Below are 23369 nucleotides of genomic sequence, written 5' to 3'. Positions count from 1 at the left end.
ACAATGTATATCGTTTAGAAAGGCAAGATACATGAAGTGGTTAAAATTTATTTTTTCTTTTATTGTGCTTATTTTGATTGTTGTTGTTGGTAATTTACGAATAGCGCCTATTCCTCCTGTGGCGAAATTTTTAGATCCGTTTCATGGTTTTTGGATGAACGGTTCTTCTTTACAAATTACAGAGTTATCTTTACCAAATCTTCAAGATAAGGTAACTATCACATGGGATGATCGTGAGGTACCCCATATTTTTGCTAGTAATGAACACGATTTATCTATGGTTCAAGGGTACCTTACCGCGAAGTATCGTTTATGGCAAATGGATATTCTTGCGCATTTAGCCAGCGGACGTTTGTCTGAAATTATTGGTGAAAAAGGCAAAAAGTTAGACATTGAGAATCGCAGTATTGGTTTGGGTTATGCAGCGGAAAAAAGCTTAGAGGCTGTAGAAAATGAACCTAAGATCAAAGCTTTACTCGAAGCATATAGCGAAGGAGTAAATTATTATATTGACTCACTTTGTTATGCTGACTATCCGATTGAATATAAGCTTTTAAACTACAAGCCTGAGAGATGGAATGTGTTAAAAACTTTCTTTGTTCATAAGTACATGACAAAATCACTCTCATATCGTAGTGAAGATAGAGAAATGCACAATATTTCTGCGGCTTACGATCGCGCAACAATGGAAAATCTTTTTCCGTTAAAAAACTCAACGAGTCCGGTAATCCCTTCTGAGAGAAAATGGTCATTTACTCCTCATAGTGCGCAAGACAACAAAAACGCCTCTAACACAAATACGGATGAAATGCATGATATTTTATTTCCTAATCGTCCTGATATGATCAAAGGAAGTAATAACTGGGCCGTCTCTGGGAAAAAAACGCGCAGTGGTCGTCCAATGTTAGCAAATGATCCTCACTTACCTCTAACTATGCCTGCTATATGGTTTGAAACTCAGTTGACAAGTCCAGAAGTAAATGTTTACGGGGTTACCATACCTGGTTTACCAGGTATTGTTATTGGATTTAACGAGAGTATTGCTTGGGGAGTTACCAATGCTGTTTGGGATGTTATTGATTGGTACAAAATAAAATACAAAACCGAGAAAAAAGAATTTTATTTGTTTGATGATAAATGGTTGCCGACCAAAAAACGTCGAGAAGTGATTAAAATCCGTGGAGAGCCTGATTATGTACTTGATGTTGTTTACACACATCATGGTCCTGTTGCTTTTGAAGAGCCTATTCCTACGGCATTACGATGGACAGCTCATGATTCGTCTTTAGAATTTAAAACTTTTTATACTTTAAATCGCGCGAAAAATTATGAAGATTATATCGAGGCACTCAAGTATTATAGTTGTCCAGCGCAAAACTTTGCATTTGCTGATGTTAACGGGGATATCGCTATAACACACCATGGAAAATTTCCCATAAAACCGGAAGGTTTTGGCCGCGTTTTCGAAGATGGTACTGTTTCAAGTACAGAGTGGAAGTCTTATGTTCCTAACAATCACACGCCACACATAAAAAATCCATCGTCAAATTTTATCAGTTCTGCAAACCAACACCCTACAGATAAAGCATATCCTTATTACTACAATGGACGTTTTGAGTATTATCGCAATATACGTATTAACGAACGCTTAGAAGAAATGCAACAGGTTACGATGAAAGAATTCAATAGTTTGTTAAATGATAATTACAATGTTCACGCATCGACTGTTTTACCTACTTTACTAAAAATAGTAAAGAATGACTCTGAAGAAGGAAAATGGGCACTTGATGTTCTAAAAAAATGGGACTACAACAATGATGCCGAGAAAATTGGGCCTTCTGTCTTTGATGAATGGTGGAGTAAACTATTTGTTTCTGTGTGGGATGAATTTAAAGATGGTAAAAAATTCACTAAACCTAGTTGGCACAGAACAGTAGAACTTATAGTAGACGACCCTAAAAGTAAGTGGTTTGATAATCTATCGACTCAGGAGCATAAAGAGGAACTTGAGGAATTAGTGAATAGCAGTTTTGACGCTACGCTGAAACAACTCACAGAAGAACATGGTACATTTTTAGTGGAAAATGGTCAACAAAATGAAAAGTGGAAATGGGGACATCATCAAGGTTGTCATGTAAAGCATATGATGAAAATCCCAGCTTTTAGTCGTCCTGATTTGTTCGTAGGAGGTGGAAGACACATTGTTAACGCGACGCGCAAACACGCGGGGCCTTCGTGGCGTATGGTTGTCGAGCTAACCACGCCAATAAAGGCGTGGGGAGTTTATCCTGGTGGACAGTCTGGTAATCCTGGAAGTAAGCACTATGATGATTTTATTGGAAAATGGGTAGATGGCCAGCTTTATGAGCTTTTGTTTTTAAAAGATGCGAAAGACCGAAGTGAGAAGATGGTTCATAAATTAGTTGTAGGAGCAGAATAATGGGAAGTATTGTTTGTCTTATTGTTGTATGTGGTGTTACTCAAATGTTCTTTCCTTGGTGGAGTATGGCGATTGCTGCATTTGTTGTTGGATTTGTCGTTGTAGAAGGAAAAACAGGTATCGGAGTATTTTTTAAAGGATTTTTTGGGGTGGCTTTGTTATGGACTTTGGTTGCCACTGTTAAGTACTTTACATCATCTGATATTATTGCGGCGCGCGTATCCACATTATTTTCATTACCTCATCCGTATTTAACTATCGTTATTAGTGGGGCTGTTGGTGGAATTATTGCTGGAATGGCTACTCTTTCAGGTTGTCAATTACGCGTTGCTCTTTTAGATTAGTTATTCTCTGAAGTCTGTAAACAAAATATGAATATTGAGTGATTCTCTACAAGCGATTTATTTCGTTTCCGAGAATCACAAAGCATGTGAAAATTATCTTGGAACTTTTTTTAACTTCGTTCGTCCAACTAGGTGACCCATCAAAAGTATTTTTCGATAGAATGTAGAGCTTTTAATGGGTCACTAATAATTCATGCAGGGAGTTGTTTATGGTAAATGCACTGAAACAGTTAGATATTTGTATAAATGAGGCGAAATCTTATCCTGGTTTGACTGTTGTTCCTGTTTACTCCGAAAAGCAAAGTGATTTTCATGTTCCAATGCTTTTTGGTGAAGCACTGAAAAATGGAAGTTTGAAAATACAAGAACAACAGCAAAGTAATGTACCGCGTTTGTCTGTTGATTACGTTGGAGAAGGCTATGCTCTTGGCATTAAAGGGCATTTACTTATTGGCGGTGGACAAGATAGACAGTTGTACCATAGCTGTCTTGTTTCCAAGGGTCGTTATGACATTCCAGTGCAGTGTGTACAACATGGGCGTTGGAATCCTGGTAAAAACAAAGATTTTACGGTGTGCAACGATATTACATCTTCAGGTCTACGATTTAATACGCAAAATCAAGGTCAAACTTGGGAAAAGATACGCACATATGAAACACTAACAAATACTAACTCTGGTTCTGAATCTTTCACATGTACAAGAACCATAACCATGGGTAGTTCCGTAGAACAAAATTCTTTATTGCAACAAAACAATGTCAAGATGAATGACAAAATGTTAGGTGTACGCGAACGCGCACAAGAAATGCTGTCCCATTTAAAAACGCCAAAAGAACAGCAAATAGGATTTTTTGCTATTCAAATCGATCCTTTTACTTGGGTAAAAAATAAAGAAGTGCATCTCAACTATTTACTTGAGATTGCTGGAAATGCAGAGTTATGGAATAGTCTTCACCAAAAAGCTATTGAAAGTGTTATATACGATAGCGCTGTGTGTGAAATGGATAAAAACGCTCACATAGAAATGAATGATGAACGGAAAGCTGAAATAGCTGAATTCGTTGCTATGCTAACTGTTGAAGATTGGAATGAATGCGATTTTATAGGGCAAGAAAGTCGTTTTGCTTTGGAAAGTAAAAAATACTTTGGTGAGGCGATTTATCTCGACGAAGAAGACGAAATGCCAATACATTTATTGTGTAGCTCTTTAAAAGTAAGTTAAAATATTTATGAAGTATATTTCTGTGCGCTCTCTGCTGTAGAAGGATATTCAGATATGATGGATATAGTCGCGGCGATTTACGCTTGGAAAGGTAATAAAGAAAAAGCTTATCTTTTTGCTAAAAAGGCTAATCCCGAAACGTTCAAAAGAATCGAGCTTTTTTTGCAAGGAAATTCTCTTAAACAAACGGAAAAAATGATGAGAGAATAAAGCTTCGAATAGTTGTTGAAAGACAATTAACCTAAGTAAATTACTTATTATTTACCTGGATTTATCTATAGAATATTACTAAATGTATTGAAAGGTTCGTTATGAAGTTATATTTGAGTTTTATCGTTGTTTTTTTTTCTTTTGTTTTTGCTCAAACAGGAGATAATTGGTCGGAGATAAAAGAATTAGAAAAAAAACGACAATACAAAAAAGCATTAAAAAAGGTAGAAGTACTACTTGATAATGCGCAGCAGCAAAAAGATTTAGAGCAGTGGCGTAAGGCTTTTGTTCGCAAAGTAGTTTTACAAACAGCCTTGCACGGTTACGAAGCGGCGGTTCGTACTTTACAAAATGAACAGTGGCCACATGATGGAGAAAGCCGTAGCTTATTTCATTTACTCTATGCTCATACTCTCGAAAACTATTTCAATATTTATCGTTGGGAAATTCGGAATCGCGAAAAAATCGTTTCGACTACAAATGTGGATTTAAAAAAATGGAGCGCACAAGAAATATTTAAGCGTATCCACCAGCATTATTATAAGGCATATCAGGTGCGCTATACTCTTGTAAAGTTGAATGTTGATGATTTTTCTGAGTATATTACAAAAGGAGGGTATCCTAAACGCATTCGCGGAACTATGCGCGATTTTGTTTGTTATTCTTGGGCAAAATTTCTTGCGAATACTGCAACGTGGACTTCTGAGCAGTCACAAGAAAAGTATCGCCTTGATTTTGCACATTTACTCAAAGCTTCTGATCAAAGAAAACGTACACTAGATGATATTTTATTAAGTAGTGCTCATCCTATACAGAAGTTAGTTCATATTCTCGATGATGTATACTTTTCAAGTATAGATAACGGTAAAATTGAGTCTGCTCTTGAGTCTCAGTTAGAGAAAATACGTACTTTTAAGAATTTTTTTGGCCAAAAACGCCAGAAACAACAAATGGTAAGTTCTCTTTCCGCACTTCTGGAAAAATATGTTGCATATCCGTGGTGGTCTGCTGGTATGTACGAGGTAGCTTTTTTAGAACAAGGACAACAAAATCTCGTCGCTTGTCATCAGGCAGCAAAAGTAGGGTATTTAAAATATCCAGATAGTTTAGGCGGAAAAAAATGTCTGAATTTACAAAAAACAATAGAGGCACCAGGTTTTAATATTATCACTATGGCTGTTGATAACTATGGTGAAAAGTCGATACGCATACAACACAAAAATATGAGTAAGTTATTTTTTCGGGTTTATAAACTTAATTTTGAAGAAAGATTACAAAAACAGCATCGCTCTCCTGGGAGTGTTTACACAAATGATTTACGTGATATACTTGGTAAACAAAAACCACTGCACTCTTGGAATGTAGAACTTGAAGATGTCAAAGACTTCGCATATCACAATACTTATACTTCATCACCAATTAAGCGAAATGGTTTGTATGCTGTTTATGCTTCTGCTCGCGAAGACTTTGCAACAAAAAACAATTTTATTTCTTCGACAAATATACTCATTAGTAAATTAGTTGTTCTAGAAACGCAGAAAAAAAATGGCTGGGAAGTATGGATTGTTGACGGCAAGAAAGGCAAGAGCGTTGAAGGAGCAACAGTTAAACTATACCAATATAATCATAATAGTGGTTCACAATTAGTTGCGCAGCGCAAAACATCACTAAGTGGCACAACTTTTTTTCCGATGAATAAACGCGGCTACAATTATTTTTTTGTTGCAGAAAAAGATGGTGAATTTTCTTTTGATCCTAATGTTGCGTACTTTTATAAACACACTGCTAATTACCATCGTAAAGGAAGTTTTGTATATACTGATCGCAGCATATATAGGCCGTTACAGAAAGTTTTTTGTAAAGTGGCTACTTACAATGGAAATTCGATGTCAGGAAAGTACAACTCTATTGTTGGTGAAAAAGTGAAGATCGATTTGCTTGATCCTAATTGGAAAGAAATCGAAACCAAAATGATTGTGACAAATGATTATGGGACAGCTTCTACATCTTTTGTTATACCACAAGGAAAGGTTCTTGGAAGTTACCGAGTACGTTCTACTGTAGATGGTAAAATAAGTTATGCAAATATTCGCGTTGAGGAATATAAGAGGCCAACATTTGAGGTTGGGCTAGAACAGCCACAAAAAGAGTTACGTTTGAATCATAAAGCAAAAGTAACAGGTAATGCGCGCTATTATTTTGGTTTACCTCTTACAACGGGTAAGGTTTTTTATCGTGTTACTCGTGCTCCTGTGTATCCATACTGGTACTGGTGGTATTATAGGGATCTTTCTGCACAAGGACGTAGTGAAATTACTTCTGGTTATACAGAACTTGATGCGCAAGGTAATTTTGATGTTTCTTTTACGCCTGAGGCTGATGATAGTTTACCTAACAAAAAAAATATAAGCTATCGTTTTGAAGTGCATGCTGAAATTACTGATGAGGGTGGTGAAACACGCAATGCTTCAATGGCTTATAATATTGGTTTTGTAGGAGTAAAAGCAACTGTTACAACTACAGAAAACTTTTTTCTCACTACAGAAAAAGCTGTTTTTAGCATAAATTTACAAAATTTAAATAATGTTCCGCTTTCAGGAAACGCAAAATATTCACTGTTTCGGGTTAGACAACCATTTGTTATGTTGCCTAAACTTTTACCTCTTTCAAAAACGCCAGGTAAAAAATATACGAAAGGCGATTTGACACGACCTCGCTGGGAACACAATCGTTCTTTACAAGAGTATTTATTTGCTTTTGAAGATCGAGAATTTTTGAACTCAGGTGAAGTTTCTCATGGCAAAGATGGTAAAGCAAAGTTAGAGTTTTCTGGCCTAGCGGCAGGTGTTTATCGTATTCGTTATACTACAAAAGATTCTTTTGGTGGTGAGTACAAAACGCAAAAAGAGTTTATTGTTAGCGAAGATGGTACACGCGTGGCAGTTCCTGCATTTCTTATTTCAAAAAACAATAATGCAAAAGTTGGTGAAGACGCTGTTTTTTTTCTTGGTTCAGGTATTCAGGATCAAATGTTAAGTGTTGAGGTTCATCAAAATGGTCGTTTACTTAGACGCATGTGGATTGATGATGCAAATAAAACGCGAATTTTTAAAGTAAAAGTTACTGAAAGATACCGCGGCGGGTTTAGTGTTCGTGTTCAAGCTGTACATGATTATCAATATTACAGTGTTACTAAACATGTTCTTGTGCCATGGGACAACAAAAAATTGCAAATGAGTTTTGCAACATTTCGTGATGTTCTACGTCCTGGCCAAAAAGAAACATGGACTGTGAAGGTTAAAGGGCCTGAAGCAGAAAAAGTAGCAGCAGAAGTTTTGGCTTATATGTATGATCGTAGCCTGGATTTCTTTGCTCCACATACTTTCACTTCTCCTGAAACGTTATATCCAAGTAAATATGGTGTTGAAAATACGCGAAACGCTTTATTTACGCGATCGTTTTATAGTATTGTGAATAACAATTGGTATACAATTCCACCTACTTCTTACTATTACAAAAATACTTTAAAATTTTACAGTTCATACGGTGTTGGTGGGGTTGGACGTAGGGATAGAGAGCATTACCTTCCTGTTCGGAGAGGTAATTTTGGGGCCAAACTTGATAGGGTTGTACAACAAGAAGGCCTTGCAGAAAAAAATGAGGAAATCATTGATGGTTTTCTTGGAGAAGAGGATAAACAAGCGGCTAATGCGCAACAGGGAGGTAATAATCCTGGACAGCAAGGAAAAGAAGAGCCACGCGTTCGCAGTAATTTTTCAGAAACAGCCTTTTTTCTTCCTCACATAGAAACAAAAGATGGTGTTGCGACAATTGAATTTGAAGTTCCAGATAGTGTTACGGAATGGAGAATTTATGTTCATGCAATTACCAGTGATTTGAAATATATGAGTATGAATCGCACAACAGCGACGCGTAAAGATCTTATGGTTCGTCCATACGTTCCGCGGTTTTTTCGCGAAGGGGATAAAGCTGTTTTGAAAGCAGTGATTAATAATGCCACAGCAAAGGAAATGAAAGGCACAGTTTCACTACAAATACTCGATAGTAAGACTAAGAAAGACCGTTCTCGAGATTTTGCTCTTAAAGATAAGGATTTAGAATGGAAGTGCGCTGGAAGTGGCAGTACCAATGTTTCTTGGAAGCTTACAGCTCCGAGATCTTTAGGTGAATATGCGTTTAAGGTTGTGGCGGTAAGTGATGATCTTTCTGATGGTGAATTGCGTCCTGTTCCTGTTCTTCCAAGTCGAATTCATCTTAGCGAGTCGCGTTTTGTTACTCTAAAAAATAACGATGTGCGTATTATGGAAATAGAGGATTTGCACAATGCGCAGCAAGATGAATCTCTTGTTCATGATTCGTTAGTTGTGAATTTAGATGGGCAACTGATTTACACTGTTTTAAACGCGCTTCCTTATCTAACTGAATATCCATATGAATGTGTTGAGCAGACGATGAATCGTTTTGTTTCTACGTCTATGGTTACCTCGCTATACAATCATTATCCAGCGATGAAAAAAATGGCGGCCGAATTTGCTAAACGCGATACACAACTTGCAAAATGGAATAAAGCAAACGCTAATCGTAAATTAGCTCTTGCTGAAACACCGTGGCTTGTCGCTGCTGAAGGGGGTAGTAAAGATCATTTGATTAATGTTTTAAACCCGAAAATAGCGGACTATCATCGCTCGTCATCTCTAGATAAATTAACAAAAATACAATTAAACAATGGTGGCTTTCCATGGTGGTCAGGTGGACCCTCTAGCCCTTATATGACACTGTATTTACTAAGTAGTTTTGCACGGGCTCTAGAATTTAAAGTGGATATTTCCCAAGATATGCTCAAAAAAGCATGGACGTTTATGGGGCAGCACTTTCGCGATTATTATGAAAAACGTATGGTTCTTGAAAATTTTGGTTATGAGTTTATCACCTTTCTGAATTATGTTTTATCGTGTTACGATAGCAAGATTTACAAGCATGCTTTTACTGAAAAACAGCGCGAAGAGATGCTTAAATATTCGTTTGCACGTTGGAAAGATCATAGCCCTTATATCAAGGCGATGTTGTCTTTAACTTTGAAGCGCATGAAACGCGATACTGATGCTGTACTTGTTCTTGATAGCATTATGGATAGTGCGATTACCAAAAAAGATCAAGGTACGTTTTGGGCGCCTGAGGATCGTGGTTGGCTGTGGTATAACGACAACATTGAATCACATGCTTTTATTTTGAGAGTACTAATGGAAGTACAACCGCAAAACGAAGAGCACCTAGATGGTCTTGTTTTATGGTTACTTCTCAATAAAAAAATGAATCAATGGAAATCTACTCGTGCTACGGCTGAGGTGATTTACTCTTTAGTGACATTTATGAAAAAACAAGGCTCTCTTGCTGTGAAAGAGAAGGCCATTGTTGTGTTGGGAACGAAAAAAGAAGAAGTTGTTTTTGAGCCAGATACATATGACGGTGGTCAGAAACAAATAGTGGTAGAAGGCAAAGATATTGATTCGAAAACGATGTCTAAAGTTACCATCGAAAAAGAAGGTAAAGGATATATGTTTGCATCAATGAATTGGCATTATTCTACTGAAAAACTTCCTGAAACAGCACGCGGTGATTTTTTACAGGTGACGCGTAAATATTTTTTACGAAAGCACCAAGGCAAAGAGTATGTTCTTGTTCCTATTGAAGATGCAAAAAACGTAGCTATTGGCGATCAGCTAGAGGTACACTTGAGTATTCGTTGTAAACATCCAATGGAGTATGTACATTTACGCGATCCTCGTGGTGCAGGGTTTGAACCTGAGAACAATGTGAGTCGTCATCGTTGGGAATATGGCATCGTATGGTACGAAGAGATTCGTGATTCAGGGGCTAATTTTTTCTTCGAAAAGTTACCGCAAGGCGAGTATAATTTTACCTACCGCGTTCGTGCCAACATGAACGGAGATTTTCGCGTAGGTCCAGCAACACTACAAAGTATGTATGCACCTGAATTTTCCGCTTTCTCTAGTGGCAAAGTTTTGTTTGTAAAATAAAATTTAGGCGTATTTAAATACAGTGTAGTAATAAAGTATTATTTTGGGACGCAACCCGATGGATTGCGTCCTATTTTTAGTTTAGGATGAAGAAGTGAATTTAATAAACATTGTTATTGATAAAATAAAAAGAAGGTTGAATCTCAAAAAATTATCAAAAGTAAATCCTACAGGAAAGAAAATAGCAAATATTATTTATACATGTATAGATAGAAACTTTTCTCAGCAAGAAGAAGAATGGATATGTAAAATTGAAACACTGAGAAAAGAGCTTATTAATAATAATGAGGAAATGGGTCATTATGTTGCCGATGAAAATGATTTAATTCGCACCGATACATTAACTGTTTCAGAAGTATGTCAAATTGCTAGTAAACGCGATATATGGACACTTATATTATTTAAGTTTATCAGAGAATTCCAACCAAATCTATGTTTAGAGCTAGGAACATGCCTTGGCATTTCAGCAGCTTACCAAGCCGCAGCTCAACACATAAATAAAAAAGGATGTTTGATTACTCTAGAAGGTGCAAACGAGAGAGTTTTATTGGCGCGAAAAAATCTGCAATCACTTGCTCTTGAAAATGTAACTGTGATCTCTGGAAATTTCCAAGATAGCTTGCCAAAAGTAATTTGTGATATAGAGCAAAAGATAGATTTTGCTTTTATAGATGGTCATCACGATGAAAAAGCAACAATCACTTACTTTGAAATGTTGTTACCGCATTTAACAGATAAATCATTGGTTATTTTTGATGATATAAATTGGTCGAAGGGTATGCATTCTGCTTGGCAAACAATTATAAAAAACGATAAAATCAAGCTTTCTGTACATCTCAATTCGATTGGGATATGCGTTTTGGATAGTGAAATAAAAAACAAGTGTAATTTAAACATACCCTTTTAAAAGTTAGGGTTTCGCATACTAAAAAATAGATAATGGATACATCTAATGAAAAAATATACATGTTTATTCTTGCTACTTTTGTGTAACTTATATGCCCACGTAAAATGGTTTAGTGATTTTAGCTTCTCTGACGAACCACTAGGGATTTATCAAGTACTAAATCCCACATTTCTTTTTTTCGCAATATTAAGTGTCTTTGCGATAATGTTATTAGTATATCTAGATAAAAATTTGCAAAACTTTGCATGGAACAAAAAAATTAATGATACACTTGAATATTATAAAGACATGTCGGACCTAATCATAAGAATAGCAGTAGGTGCCACCATGTTGTTGTGTTGGCAAGCAGATTCTATTTTAGCTCCAGAATTAAATGTACAGGGAAGCTCTATTGGCTGGTTACAATTTGTGATTTGCTTTCTATTGTTGTTTTCTCGAACTCTACCTTTTTCAGGTATCGCAATTTTATTCTTATATATATACGGGATGCAAAAATTTGGGTTTTTGCATATGCTAGATTACACGCACTATGTTGGTATTGGATTTTTCTTATTAGTTAGCCAAGTAAAAACAAAAGAAATTCTAGAACTACGTTTACCATTATTATATTTTTTTACTGGTTTTTCCTTGTGTTGGTTGGCTTTGGAGAAAATATTCTATCCTCAGTGGACACTCTATATTCTAGAACAAAACCCACAATTAGCATTAGGGTTCAATCTCGATTTTTTCCGTCAAGGAGCTGCTTTTGTAGAGTTCAGTCTTGGTTACCTTCTTGTTATTTGCTTACTACAGCGTCCTTTGGCAGTTATCATCACTTGCGTATTTTTTAGCACCACTTTAGTTTTCGGAAAAACAGAAATCATTGGTCATACTGCAATACACGCAATTTTAATAGTTTTTTTAATAGAAGGACCAGGAAAATTTTACACCTCTCCTATCCATTTTCACAAGAATTTTAAATTGCGATTATTATTTTCAAGTATAAACTTTCTAATACTTCTATTTTTAATTACCTGGGCTTATTCACTATCTAGTTCATATCAATATGAGGCAAATAAAAATGAAAACTGCCACCAACATTCTAGCATTGATGTTACAGAACTACTAAACAAACCTCAACTAGAATTAAAAATCCAAAAAGATAGTATCTCGGGATGGAATATAGAATTCATAACCGAAAATTTCATTTTTTCTCCACAAGATGCTGGTAAAAAAGACATTGTTGGTCAAGGCCATATCCATTTATATATAAATGGAAAAAAACGCGCGCGTGTGTATAGCCGCTGGTTTCACTTACCCGATTTACCAAGTGGCAAATACCAGATCAGCGCTTCGTTAAACGGAAACTCTCACAGTAATTACGAAATACAAGGAAAAGCAATACGTTCAAAACTTGACTTAGTCGTAGAATAGAAATCTAAGTGACCCGCCAAAAGTAATTACCCATTGGCATTTTGCTCTTTTATTTCCTAGCTTTGTTGCTCCTTAGTTACGCAGCTATAGCTGCGCGCCTTCGTCTCGCCGCGCTAGAAAATAAAATCCCTGCATTCAATGGGTAACTACTTTTGTCAGGCCACTTAGAACACTGAATACTTTTGTTTCAGTATCAGAGCAGCGAAAGACACCAAGTGCTTATAAATACTACATTTTTAAAATTTTGGATTTTATTTAGAATTCATAAGCTCAGATATTTTAAAAAGTATTAATTTCTGGGCAACTAGGAGTGGCATAGCGTATCAATTGTCTTCAAACCCAGATCTAGATAAAAAATAGAAGAAAGATAGTATGTTTACAAAAAAATTTGATTTTGCTCAGCTACGCAAACGTCGCATATTGTGTCTTGGCATTGGAGGAGGATCTGATGCCATTAGTGCTTTTGTTTGCGCTCAAATATTAAAGGACATTGCCGTAGATATTGCTTACGGTAATACAAAACTAAATGGTAACAAAGATATTTGTCTTCTATCCACACATATAGGCTACGTGAAAAGCTGCGAAGTACCAATAACAAAGGTGCGACATGGAACAACCGACATTGATAGTTCATTGTCCAGAGGTTCGCACCATTCACCATTGATATTTCTTCTCGATAAACAAAACCCTGATATTATTGAGCAACTAGCAAGAGAAATTATCGATCTCAATCATTTTGATTTTATTATTGGTGTCGATACAGGCGGCGATGCTCTCAAAACAAAAAATGCCGCTAAATCTCGCGACGTAATGATGCTGAAGGTACTCAGAGCAACAAAGCTAGACAGTATGCTATTCGTCCTTGGTATGGCTAGCGATGGTATATCTCCTCATAAGTTAAAGCCGCGTTTGAAAAACTTGTGTAGTAGCAATAGCTACCTAGGATATTTTCCTTTAGCGCCATATCAGAATATGTTAAATCGATGTTCTTTGGGTTTAGCAGCTAGTCGCACACCCAAAATAATTTTATCTGCTTTGGATTCATCATCAAAAGAGATAAAGGTTAAACGTGGTGGTTATTACACGGTGCAACGCGAATGGCTAGTAAACGGCTTTGTATTTAATGTTAATGGGGTTTTACAAAAATAAATCTTGCGATTTTTTTCTGTGTTTTCAATTTTTTCTTTCAACACTTGCTGAATGTATCGATGAATTTATTATGGTCGTAGTCGATGATAATTTTAGTATTTGAACCAGGAGAAAGTCGCGCTCCCCATAAACCTTTTTCTGTAAATAATTCTACTTCGACCCAACTTCCAATTGTACTATCAATCGCGCAACATGCAGCAAGTGGATCATGCAGCTTTTTCGATTTACCACTTCGCTTATTATTTTTGTATAGATATTTATTCATCCCTTGCCAAATTACCTCCAAAGAATTAGATTTTTTGCGTATTTTATCGATGTGATTATGCATGTTTACATCGTATAAAACGCGATGACAAACATTCTTTGACACAAAATAGCGATGCGGAAAACCTGAATACTCTAGAGCTAAAAGAGCCGACTCAGGATCACTGCTAAGATTAAAAGTTGCGCACATGCGTTTACCGTTGAATTTTTTGATTTGTAAATGCCGTGGAACGACACCTTCGCCAGCAAAACCACCTTGAGCAAATAGGCTTTTCACAACGAAACTAGTGTTTTTTATTGCCATACCTATATTTTTTAGTGGGGCTCCGGTAATTAAAATCGTATCTTTATCACAATTTTCAGCGAGAACTTCATAACCTGGTCGTGCATTGTATGAAGGTTGTACAGTACCATAGGCTCTATAATGCCAAGGAGAAACGCATTTTTTGGAATGATTTATATTATATGCCCCTACAGGTAATTGTACTCCAAAACAATCAAGTGCGCGTCTTACTATTCCTACCTGATAAGATGAGCCAGGAGTAATTGTAACTGCTTTTAGCTTAACTTGTGGGTGTCCTAGAAGAAGTATTAAAGTTAGATAATCGTCTGGATCTTGTGTTTCCATATCGAAAACAACTGGTATTTTTTCCATGTCTGTTCCTAAAGATGTAAAACCCAAATCGAGGAGATAAATCGCTCTAGGTTCATGCTCAATAACGATAGAATACTGTTACTTTTAAAATTAGATTTGGAATTGCGAAGTTTTACCCAAGTTTCCAATCGTAGCGAATTAAATCACGTTGGAGCAAAATAAAAAGTAGTGTATTTATGATTTTTATGATGCGCAACTTCATGTAGAATAACTAAGACTATACAAATTCTAATGGTAGCCACAAAAAGGATCGCTGTTTTCCCCTATCCTCTGATCTGTGTATTCAATATTCATCCAAAATTTGTCTTTATTATCACTAGAGGTTATGAGAGAAAAGAGACCTTTTTCATTACAGGCTAAAATGGCCTGGTGGATATCATCTCTGTCTATATCAAAGTGGAGCGCTTTATCATTTTGTATAAAAAACGTATAGTTATCAGTTATCGGTAAATAACCACTGATTGCACATGTGCTCTCTTCGCCGTTGGGGAACTTTACGATATACTCTAATTTCGTTCCAGAGGCGATGATAACCTCGTCATTGAAATAAATATCATATGTGACTACTAGATCTTCGTTATCTTCCTGTATGACCTCTAAAGAAGTAATGCTTTTTTGCCATTCTTTATACTCGATAACATCGAGTCTTTTGTGTTCCTTTGGCAAGAAGAAAGCCCGGACGAATAGGTCACAGTCAACTTCAAAACCTACAACATACTCATTTGCGAATTTACGAAAATCGGTAAGACCGACGTCTTCTTCACATGGAATAAATAAGCCTAGATATCTTGGTATTGCTTCTTGGAAATCTATGCGGTAAATCCAGTATGCTGGCTGTATGCGATGCAAACTGGTAATTGATGTTCTCCAAACCCACTGTTTGCGTTGTGGAATGTACACATTCGGTTTATCTTGTTGTGTGACAATAGAGATCATCGAAACCAAAGAGTCATAAGCTAAACGGCATGGAAAAGGAGAAAACATTTCTTCTACAGCCCACGTAGTATAATCGTAGCCATCTCTTAAAATCGCACGAGTACGTGTGTGTTTAAGCCAATAGCAAGGACCACTCAATTCATGGCCTATACAGGCTCCTACTGCCGCGGAGGTTTTTGCTGTTTCTTTCTCATATGATACATTTGTTAGAGGGAAAAACTCTTTTGTCATCGTTTGAACGTAGTCTAGAGAACATGCATTTCCAGTTAAAATAACTCGATCAATAGAATCATCGATATCTTTTGCTAATTGATAAGCTAATTTTAATGATTCCTGAATAATCGGTCGAGTCGTTTGTTCTAACTCTACACGCGTAACATAAATTTCAATGTTATCCACAGAAATCATATCTCTGAGCCAAGGGTGTATAGACAAAATGAATGTTTGTATAGTCTCTATGTCTAGTTGTATTTTGTCATGCCATTTGTTTTTTTTCAATGTTTCTGCTATTTCCCACAGTGAAATGAAATTCTGTTTATATCTTTTTTCTTCTGCAAAGTGCGTTGGTATAAAAGCATTAATTGTTTCAGTATTCCATTCACTATGTAGGTGAGAGGTATGTATGCTACACTCTTTTGGTAAAGAAATATGATGATCCAAAATAATATTTCGTATGCTGTTTGCTAGTTTTTTCTTTAGAAAATGGAAAATTTCTAGAGTGATGAGGTTACTGCCGAGATAACGATGTCCTGTGACTCTTAGTACTTTAGGACAAATGTTATACCAACGCCCTCCTTTTCCTTTCTCTTCATCATTAGCAAAAGCAACTATCTCTTTATATGTAAAACGAACTATAGAAATACTAGTGGTGCCGCCTCCCAAGTCGTAGACCAAAAGATTCTGGTAGTGTTGGTGTTGTTGATTTTTACGGCAACGAGAAAATAAGCCACTCTGGCCACAGATAGGGTCTGCTTCAGTTTCGCGCCATGCATAAAAAAGTGCGGCTGCTGTTGCCGTATCAAAGCGAGTGTCGACTGCGATTCCCATGTCAGCAAAGATTTGTTGTAGGTTTCGCCGAAAAGAATGAGTGTATACTGTGGGTAAGGTTAGAATAATGTGGGAGAGTTGATGTGCGAATTCAAATTCTCCTTTAGCTGCTCTTTTATTTATATTTTCAATGGTTCTCTCTATAATTTTGATGTAAAAATCACGTATAGAGGTTTGTTCTTTGTCTTGGTTTAGGAGATATTGTAAAGATGGTACCGTAAGCGGATTTGTGGTTTTTGTTAGCTGTGTGTTTGGCGTAAATATTTTATTGTTAGTTAAGGGTAGTGTGAAGTATCGTTTCTCCTCTAAATTTGAATTATAAATTATAGATTCAAAAGCAGATAATAGCTTTTGGGATATATTTCTGTGGATTTCTGTATTTTTGTCACCACTAGAAAGATAGCAAAGTATCTCCGTTACAATATCTAGTCTTTGCTGACAGGTTTCTAGTTTTTTTGCAAAAACTTCTTTAAGAAAAATAGCCGAAAAATCTTTTTGAGATACATGTTTATCTAACCACTCACATAAAAAAGACCACTGTTGAGAGCTCAGTTGGTTACGAATTTCTTCCTCTGCAAAACGGACGTCTCTCGCCGCAACTGTTGTATTCGTTGTTCCATAGTCTATGGAAACTAAGCCATTATAATAAAGTAAATCTTCTTTTGATTGTTTATGTTCATCCATGCCACAACTTTCTGAAGAATAGTTTACAAGATCTAGAGAGCTAGTTGAGATTTTACTATTTTTACGTTCCCGATCCCGTAAAAGTACAACTTAATTTAAGTAGTACAAAAAACATAATTGTATGTATTAAATATTGGTAACATCCAAAATAAATTTACAATTATTTTGGTCTAAGTTTGTACATCACTTATTTAGTTAGTTGAATTTCCGGGATCAGGGATGGTATTGAGTTCGAGATCGTATTAGTAGAAACCGTAATAAATTAGAAAAGATAAAAACAAGAAAAGATAAAAACAAGTGCATCATTATCTAAAAATTCTGGCTCTTCGAAAATACTATCAACAAAATCTCTATATTAATTATTATTAAACGCACGTGGTATGAATGAGCCTAATGCCCTATTTCGTTAGTTCTAATATACGAAGCATCGGCTTATCACTACGTGGGCTTATGTGAATTAAACCCTTTACCGTAAAAGAGTTTTTTGTAGTAAAGCGGCTTGGACGTTTAGGAGCAATTTTTTTTGTAAAATACTGCTCAGCTTTCGAACCGCGCTCAATGTATCCGTAAATCTCTCCTTTTGATCCAGGATAGTTTGGAATAGAGCGCAGGACAATGCAACGATAGTTCTTTTCAGTAATTTCTTCTAGAAATAATACTCTTTTGGCGTTTTTGAATTTGTAGCGATTCTCTTCTGAGTACCAAGCTTTAAAGGTAACGGCCTTACCTGTTTTTGGGGTTGTGCGAATTTGTTTGATGCTTATGCTTTCGTAGGAGTATTTTTCTTGTGTATTTGCTTTGGATTTCGTGATAGAAAAAGGTCCATCTTTGTTAACTCCTATTTCTTCTGCTTCGTCATTTCCTGTTTCTAGATATACTGAACCACGTTTGAAACTTATATGAGGAGCATAAAGTTTTTCTTCACCTTTTTTAGCGGCGAAACTAAACTCAGGATCAACTAAAAAGTTATCTTCTGCTTCTTCAAGGTCGGCATCCTCAAGGTCTTCAGGGTCTTCTACTTCGATAATTGATTTGCTGTCACTGCTATAAAATACGTAGCTTCCTTTGCCATTTTCGTGGAAAATATTGTTATTAAAAACGTGCGAAGGATTAGGTAATTTATTTGATATTGCAGCGCCATCATTAAAAGCAAGAATGTTATTTTCTATCACTGTTTGACACTCACGCCCGATTAAAATGGCGTCTCCGCCAGTATGCGTTTGGCGATAGGTTTTTATAAAACTATTATTTTTTATAGTCACTTTTCCGCGTGCTGCTACCTGCAATGAAAAATATACATTGTTCATAAATAAACAGTTTTCAACAATAGAGTTTTCTCCAGTAATGCGACATGCTCCCAAGGCAGAGTTCATAAAAACGCAATTTTTTACTATACAATCGGGGCTGGTAAGTAGTACAGGTGGTCTTCTCGCAGACATATCTAAAACAAGAGAGCCTTCTTTATAAACATTGCGTGTTCTACTATCAAAGATAAAACCATCGAGCACTAAATTGCTATGATCTTTAGCAACATTAACCAGTCCCATGTCACCGCTTTGCGATTTTTTTTTGTCTGGGCTTTGAATGAAAGTAAGATGTTGCCATGGATTTCGTTGAGAAAAATCGCTATTATAACCACCTAGAAGCGTGATTCCTCTTCCACTAACAGTGATAAAGCCGACTTTTAGTTTACCATGATATACACCTTCGGCAACATGAATAACATCGCCTTTAATAGCTTTTTTCAAAGCTTTGTAAATACCTTTGTACGGACGTTTTTTCGTTCCTTTGCCGCGCTTTGCCCCTTGGAGTACATAGTAATCTGTTGCCATAGTATTTACGGTAAATAGTGTTAAAATCGCTATCATAAAACAATATCTGAAACGTGTAAACATAATGAGATGTCCTAAAAAATTTTATATTTCTACTCTTGTTGTTTTATCTTTATTAAAACGTAATTTCACAATTACGCAAAAGAAATATTATCTTTGTGTGTGCTTTCAAATAAAATAACAGTGAGGGATTCAGATGAGTTTGAGTAACCAAGTAGTAAACGGCTATTATAAAACTGCTCATGGAAATATTTTTCGTGGGATTGCACTATTTCAATTGACCTGGATCCCTAGTCAAGGCAGAAATGACAAGTGTGATATGCTATTGTAGATCTTACACGAGAAGTTATTTTTTGTTAAACCTCCTAGATTAGATTCTTCACTTAATGTCAGGAATAACTAGGGGAAAAACAATGTTTACAATGACATTTGAGTTCCTTAGGCCAATAGACTGCATTCCTTTATAAAATCATGCACTTTCTTTGTCTCTTAAATTGTTGCGGCATTCCTTGATAAATTCTTTATATGGTAGTTCTTTATCATAAGACATTGTTTTTTCAAATACACAACATAAGTTCCATAAAGCTTGCTCTTCCGATTGGTCTTGAATACTAAGTTTATCTGTTTCGCTAAATCTATTTACTAATTCAAATAAAACCCATGCTTCGCTTTCTGTTATAGTGATTTTGATATCTTTTCCCATTGAATCTATCCTTTGATTTTTTGTCGATAATGAGTGATTTACGGTCTATTTACCTTCAGCTAAACGCTCAATTGTACGTTGTCTAGCTTCTTTACTTATCGGAATTTTAGCTATTTTCTCTTGGGTTTTTGTAAAATCATATTCAACGCGAATAAATTCAATACTCGTTTCATCATAAATTGCGTAGCAAGCTCGTGAATCACCATCACGTGGTTGTCCGACACTTCCTGGATTTATATAAATTCTTTTTTCGTGCAAATTTTCGATTCGCGTTTCACCATTAGGAACAAAAAAAATGGTATTGGGGCCAATGAACGTCGCTTCTTTGTTCCAGGTGCCTTCTATGTCGAAAATCAATTTATTTTTATAATCTGTTAAAATTGTTGGAACATGGGTATGTCCAAAAAAACCGTGATTTGTGGTAAACTTAGACATAAATTCTTGTAGCCTCAAATCCAATTGATCATTATATATAATGTAAAAACCTTCATACCCAGGCCAAATATATTGTTTTGTTGGTGCATGAGGTGCAGCATGTACAAACGTTTTTTCATTGTAAATGTGCAGAGCATACTGAGGATAATTTTCTATAGTAATTGGCTTTACAAATGTTTCCCAACTACCGCATCCTTGCAATTGTTTTTCTGTCCAGTTTAGCATCTCTTTAGCATCGCCTCTGGTAAATTCATCATCAGCAGCAACGATTTCCTGTTCGTGGTTTCCAATTAAAATTAATTTCGCTACTTCATAAACTTTTTCCCAACATTCCTTTGGATTAGGTCCATAGCCAATTACATCACCCAATACTAATATTTCATCGATGTTGCGTTTTTCTAAATCACAAAGAACATTTTGTAGTGCTTCGATATTTGCATGGATATCAGAAAGTAGTGCGTAACGAGGCATTTGTACTCCTATCTATGATATAATTTTAGGTGAATGTATCGCTTCTGTGTTTTGTTGATATTTGGTGTTCCACTTTTGCTTTGTTTATGATGTATAATACGCTTGACTTGATAGCATACTATATTGCGGTCAATTAATTCAAATATTTGTTTCTAAAGGAAAAATTTAGGTGAATAGTGAAGACGGTACTGGATAAAAATTTCAAAATAAACTATATAAAAAATAACATAAAAAAAACTATACCACTCCTTATTAGTTTTACCTTTCTGTACTTAGATTCAGGTACTTTGGGCATCCAATTTTGGATTGGTATAGTTTCTTTTGTTTTATCTATATTGATTTGGGCGTGGCAAGATTATCGGTTGTTTACGAATTATAAATGCCTACTATGTGATAAATCTTTGCCAAAATCTAGTAGTAACGAAGAGGATCCGATTGTATTTATTTGTGAAGGTTGTAAGGTCACTTGGAAAACAGGTCTCTATCACTGAATTTAGGTAAAAAACTTTTCACCACAAGATTTATTTACGCATCTTCTACGCGAACAATCAATTTGCCTTTATTTGCTCCTGTAAATAACATTTTAAGATGCTCAAGAGCGTTTTCTAAACCATCGTGTACATCTTGGCGCACTTTGATTTTTCCTTCACCCATCCACTTACCAAGTTCTGCTATTGCTTCTGGAAAACGCGGTGCGTAATCAGTTACAATAAAACCTTCAATACGCACTCTTTGCATTAGCATCATTCCGTAGTTGTAAGGACCTGGGACTGGTTCTGATTCGTTGTAACCAGAAATTAGACCGCAAGTTGGGATACGTCCCTTAATATTCATAAGTTTTAAACATGCGTCTAGAATACTACCACCAACATTATCAAAATAAACATCAATTCCATTTGGACAAGCTTTTGCTAGTGATTCAGCAACGTTTTCTGTTTTGTAGTTAATGGCAACATCAAAACCTAGATCTTTTGTGATCCAGTCGCATTTTTCTTCACTTCCTGCAATGCCGACAACATGGCAACCTTTTATTTTGGCTATTTGTCCAACAATAGAACCGACGGCTCCAGCTGCACCAGAGACAACAACCGTTTCTTTTTCTTGCGGTTGTCCTATATCCAAAAGCCCAAAATAGGCTGTTGGCCCAACAAGAGCAAATGTTGCAAATGCGTCTACTACAGGCATAGGACCTGTGTCTCCAAGTTTGTTCATCATTTGTGGGTTACCCACTTGGTAGTCAGCCCAAACTCCCAAACCACTGACTATATCTCCCTCTGAAAAATCAGAGTTTTTAGATGACTTTACTGTGCCACAGATAAGACCACGCATTGGAGCATTGAGTTCGACGGGAGGCATATATTGGTCTTGATCACTCATCCAAATACGATTGGTCGGGTCTAGAGACAAATAGTTTAAGCGTACTAAAAACTGACCATCTTCGATGGTTGGGATTGCTTCTTTTTCGAAACTCAGTACATCATCTGTAAGATCACCAACAGGACGCTTGCGTAAACGCCAAACACGATTGACATCGGACATATTTTTACCTTTCACAAATTATTTAAATTGATTTTTATAGAGAAAAAATACCAACTGGTCTTTTTTTTTGCAAGAAAAAAATTTTTACCAAGTGTTTTTATGCTTAGCTAGTTCTTTTTTTATAGTAACGACAACACAATTTTTATTTTTAATAAATGAAATATTTTGAATAATATAACAATGTGTAAATTGGAATAATTAGATCTTGAATAAATAAAGTGGAGTAAAAAAGTCATAAATGTTTTAATATAAGAGTACACATATTTAAGATTCAATGGTTTGTAATGGAAATGATAATGAAAAAATCGCAAGAAACAAAAGAAAGATTACTAAAAGTAGCGACCAGCTTAATTTGGCAAAGTAGTTATGATAGTGTTGGTGTAAATGAGATTTGTAAAAAAGCTGGAGTAACAAAAGGCGGTTTTTACTATCATTTTGAAACGAAGGCTGATCTTTTCTACGAGTGTTCTCTTCACTATTGGAAAAATATGAAAAATGACTATGATTGCATTTTTTCTCCAGTGAACAGTCCTTTAGAACAGTTAGAAGGTTTAATTCTTTTTGTTCTTGACCATCAACAACCGCAAGAGAAAAATCCTGTTAGTGGTTGTCCGTTTGTTACTTCTGGAGCGCTGTGTGGTAATCTCAATGAAAAAATTAGAAAAGCCGCAGAAGAAATATCGCAAAACATTATAAAATACCATATTGTTTTGTTGCGTTCTATCAAAGCAGAAAAACTAGCAAATAGTGATTATGATGAACTACAAACAGCGCGGATTCTCTATCAATTTATCCAAGGAGTCCTTATCGTTGGTAGAGTTTATCGTAGTTTAGATATGGTAAAGAAAGATTTACGCGAAGGAGTGTACAAAATCGTAGATTTAAAGCAATGTCATCGTAAATCATAACCTTCTGTATTTCTTAAACTCAATACAAACAAATCTATTATTGTAGAACTTTTTTTCTTGAAAAATACCAACCGGTCTGTACAATTATGATGTTGAGAATAATTGCTGGTTATTTAATCACTAGGGCTTAGGATATTAAAATATTTTTAA

General features: G+C 35.8%; 15 protein-coding genes. 9 read left to right on the top strand and 6 right to left on the bottom strand.

Annotated features, from left to right (window positions below):
- The first annotated feature begins 31 nt into the window (after positions 1-31).
- From UABHE_RS14480 to UABHE_RS14445, 8 genes are all read left to right on the top strand, one after another.
- Positions 32-2440: a penicillin acylase family protein gene (locus UABHE_RS14480; protein ID WP_372371052.1), complete on the top strand. Its 2409-nt coding sequence runs from the start codon at positions 32-34 to the stop codon at positions 2438-2440.
- A complete protein-coding gene (locus tag UABHE_RS14475; RefSeq protein ID WP_372371051.1) occupies positions 2440-2784 on the top strand; it encodes a hypothetical protein in 345 nt (114 codons plus the stop codon). The genes UABHE_RS14480 and UABHE_RS14475 overlap by 1 nt, the downstream gene beginning before the upstream one ends.
- Positions 2785-2993: 209 nt before the next feature.
- Positions 2994-4007: an ARPP-1 family domain-containing protein gene (locus tag UABHE_RS14470; protein WP_372371050.1), complete on the top strand. Its 1014-nt coding sequence runs from the start codon at positions 2994-2996 to the stop codon at positions 4005-4007.
- Positions 4008-4061: 54 nt separating this feature from the next.
- Positions 4062-4217, top strand: a complete 156-nt coding sequence (locus tag UABHE_RS14465; protein ID WP_372371049.1) for a hypothetical protein — start codon at positions 4062-4064, stop codon at positions 4215-4217.
- 101 nt (positions 4218-4318) lie between these two features.
- Positions 4319-10276 (top strand): alpha-2-macroglobulin, encoded by a 5958-nt coding sequence (locus UABHE_RS14460; RefSeq protein ID WP_372371048.1) that lies wholly within the window; start codon positions 4319-4321, stop codon positions 10274-10276.
- 94 nt (positions 10277-10370) lie between these two features.
- Positions 10371-11183 carry an O-methyltransferase gene (locus UABHE_RS14455; RefSeq protein WP_372371047.1) on the top strand — a complete coding sequence of 271 codons (813 nt, stop codon included), beginning with the start codon at positions 10371-10373 and terminating at the stop codon, positions 11181-11183.
- Positions 11184-11228: 45 nt separating this feature from the next.
- A complete protein-coding gene (locus UABHE_RS14450; protein ID WP_372371046.1) occupies positions 11229-12596 on the top strand; it encodes a hypothetical protein in 1368 nt (455 codons plus the stop codon).
- Between the two features lie 372 nt (positions 12597-12968).
- The gene (locus UABHE_RS14445; protein ID WP_372371045.1) at positions 12969-13745 is read left to right on the top strand and encodes a DUF1152 domain-containing protein; all 777 of its coding nucleotides are present in this window, start codon (positions 12969-12971) and stop codon (positions 13743-13745) included.
- Between the two features lie 37 nt (positions 13746-13782).
- Here the strand turns inward: UABHE_RS14445 and UABHE_RS14440 are convergent, their stop codons facing one another.
- From UABHE_RS14440 to UABHE_RS14415, 6 genes are all read right to left on the bottom strand, one after another.
- The gene (locus UABHE_RS14440; RefSeq protein ID WP_372371044.1) at positions 13783-14664 is read right to left on the bottom strand and encodes a nucleoside hydrolase; all 882 of its coding nucleotides are present in this window, start codon (positions 14662-14664) and stop codon (positions 13783-13785) included.
- Between the two features lie 228 nt (positions 14665-14892).
- Complete coding sequence (locus UABHE_RS14435) at positions 14893-17331, bottom strand: Hsp70 family protein (RefSeq protein ID WP_372371043.1); 2439 nt, start codon at positions 17329-17331, stop codon at positions 14893-14895.
- Between the two features lie 398 nt (positions 17332-17729).
- On the bottom strand, positions 17730-19226 hold the full coding sequence (locus UABHE_RS14430; RefSeq protein WP_372371042.1) for a right-handed parallel beta-helix repeat-containing protein: 1497 nt from the start codon (positions 19224-19226) through the stop codon (positions 17730-17732).
- A 406-nt stretch (positions 19227-19632) separates the two neighbouring features.
- Complete coding sequence (locus UABHE_RS14425) at positions 19633-19866, bottom strand: hypothetical protein (protein WP_372371041.1); 234 nt, start codon at positions 19864-19866, stop codon at positions 19633-19635.
- A 45-nt stretch (positions 19867-19911) separates the two neighbouring features.
- The gene (locus UABHE_RS14420) at positions 19912-20772 is read right to left on the bottom strand and encodes a metallophosphoesterase (RefSeq protein ID WP_372371040.1); all 861 of its coding nucleotides are present in this window, start codon (positions 20770-20772) and stop codon (positions 19912-19914) included.
- Positions 20773-21297: 525 nt separating this feature from the next.
- Entirely contained in the window at positions 21298-22311 is a 1014-nt protein-coding gene (locus UABHE_RS14415; protein WP_372371039.1) for an NADP-dependent oxidoreductase, read from the bottom strand.
- 296 nt (positions 22312-22607) lie between these two features.
- Here UABHE_RS14415 and UABHE_RS14410 point away from each other — a divergent pair, with 296 nt between their 5' ends.
- The gene (locus tag UABHE_RS14410) at positions 22608-23219 is read left to right on the top strand and encodes a TetR/AcrR family transcriptional regulator (RefSeq protein ID WP_372371038.1); all 612 of its coding nucleotides are present in this window, start codon (positions 22608-22610) and stop codon (positions 23217-23219) included.
- The last annotated feature ends 150 nt before the right edge of the window (positions 23220-23369 follow it).

The organism is Candidatus Uabimicrobium helgolandensis (assembly GCF_041508025.1).
Classification (GTDB): domain Bacteria; phylum Planctomycetota; class Uabimicrobiia; order Uabimicrobiales; family Uabimicrobiaceae; genus Uabimicrobium; species Uabimicrobium helgolandensis.
This window is presented reverse-complemented; position numbering and strand designations above follow the sequence as displayed.

What these genes read in the sequence shown, in the direction of transcription:
- UABHE_RS14430 (WP_372371042.1), bottom strand. Translation starts at nt 19,226, where the DNA reads ATGTTTACACGTTTCAGATATTGTTTTATGATAGCGATTTTAACACTA.
- UABHE_RS14450 (WP_372371046.1), top strand. Translation starts at nt 11,229, where the DNA reads ATGAAAAAATATACATGTTTATTCTTGCTACTTTTGTGTAACTTATAT.
- UABHE_RS14440 (WP_372371044.1), bottom strand. Translation starts at nt 14,664, where the DNA reads ATGGAAAAAATACCAGTTGTTTTCGATATGGAAACACAAGATCCAGAC.
- UABHE_RS14465 (WP_372371049.1), top strand. Translation starts at nt 4,062, where the DNA reads ATGATGGATATAGTCGCGGCGATTTACGCTTGGAAAGGTAATAAAGAA.
- UABHE_RS14475 (WP_372371051.1), top strand. Translation starts at nt 2,440, where the DNA reads ATGGGAAGTATTGTTTGTCTTATTGTTGTATGTGGTGTTACTCAAATG.
- UABHE_RS14480 (WP_372371052.1), top strand. Translation starts at nt 32, where the DNA reads ATGAAGTGGTTAAAATTTATTTTTTCTTTTATTGTGCTTATTTTGATT.
- UABHE_RS14425 (WP_372371041.1), bottom strand. Translation starts at nt 19,866, where the DNA reads ATGGGAAAAGATATCAAAATCACTATAACAGAAAGCGAAGCATGGGTT.
- UABHE_RS14445 (WP_372371045.1), top strand. Translation starts at nt 12,969, where the DNA reads ATGTTTACAAAAAAATTTGATTTTGCTCAGCTACGCAAACGTCGCATA.
- UABHE_RS14410 (WP_372371038.1), top strand. Translation starts at nt 22,608, where the DNA reads ATGAAAAAATCGCAAGAAACAAAAGAAAGATTACTAAAAGTAGCGACC.
- UABHE_RS14435 (WP_372371043.1), bottom strand. Translation starts at nt 17,331, where the DNA reads ATGGATGAACATAAACAATCAAAAGAAGATTTACTTTATTATAATGGC.
- UABHE_RS14460 (WP_372371048.1), top strand. Translation starts at nt 4,319, where the DNA reads ATGAAGTTATATTTGAGTTTTATCGTTGTTTTTTTTTCTTTTGTTTTT.
- UABHE_RS14470 (WP_372371050.1), top strand. Translation starts at nt 2,994, where the DNA reads ATGGTAAATGCACTGAAACAGTTAGATATTTGTATAAATGAGGCGAAA.
- UABHE_RS14420 (WP_372371040.1), bottom strand. Translation starts at nt 20,772, where the DNA reads ATGCCTCGTTACGCACTACTTTCTGATATCCATGCAAATATCGAAGCA.
- UABHE_RS14415 (WP_372371039.1), bottom strand. Translation starts at nt 22,311, where the DNA reads ATGTCCGATGTCAATCGTGTTTGGCGTTTACGCAAGCGTCCTGTTGGT.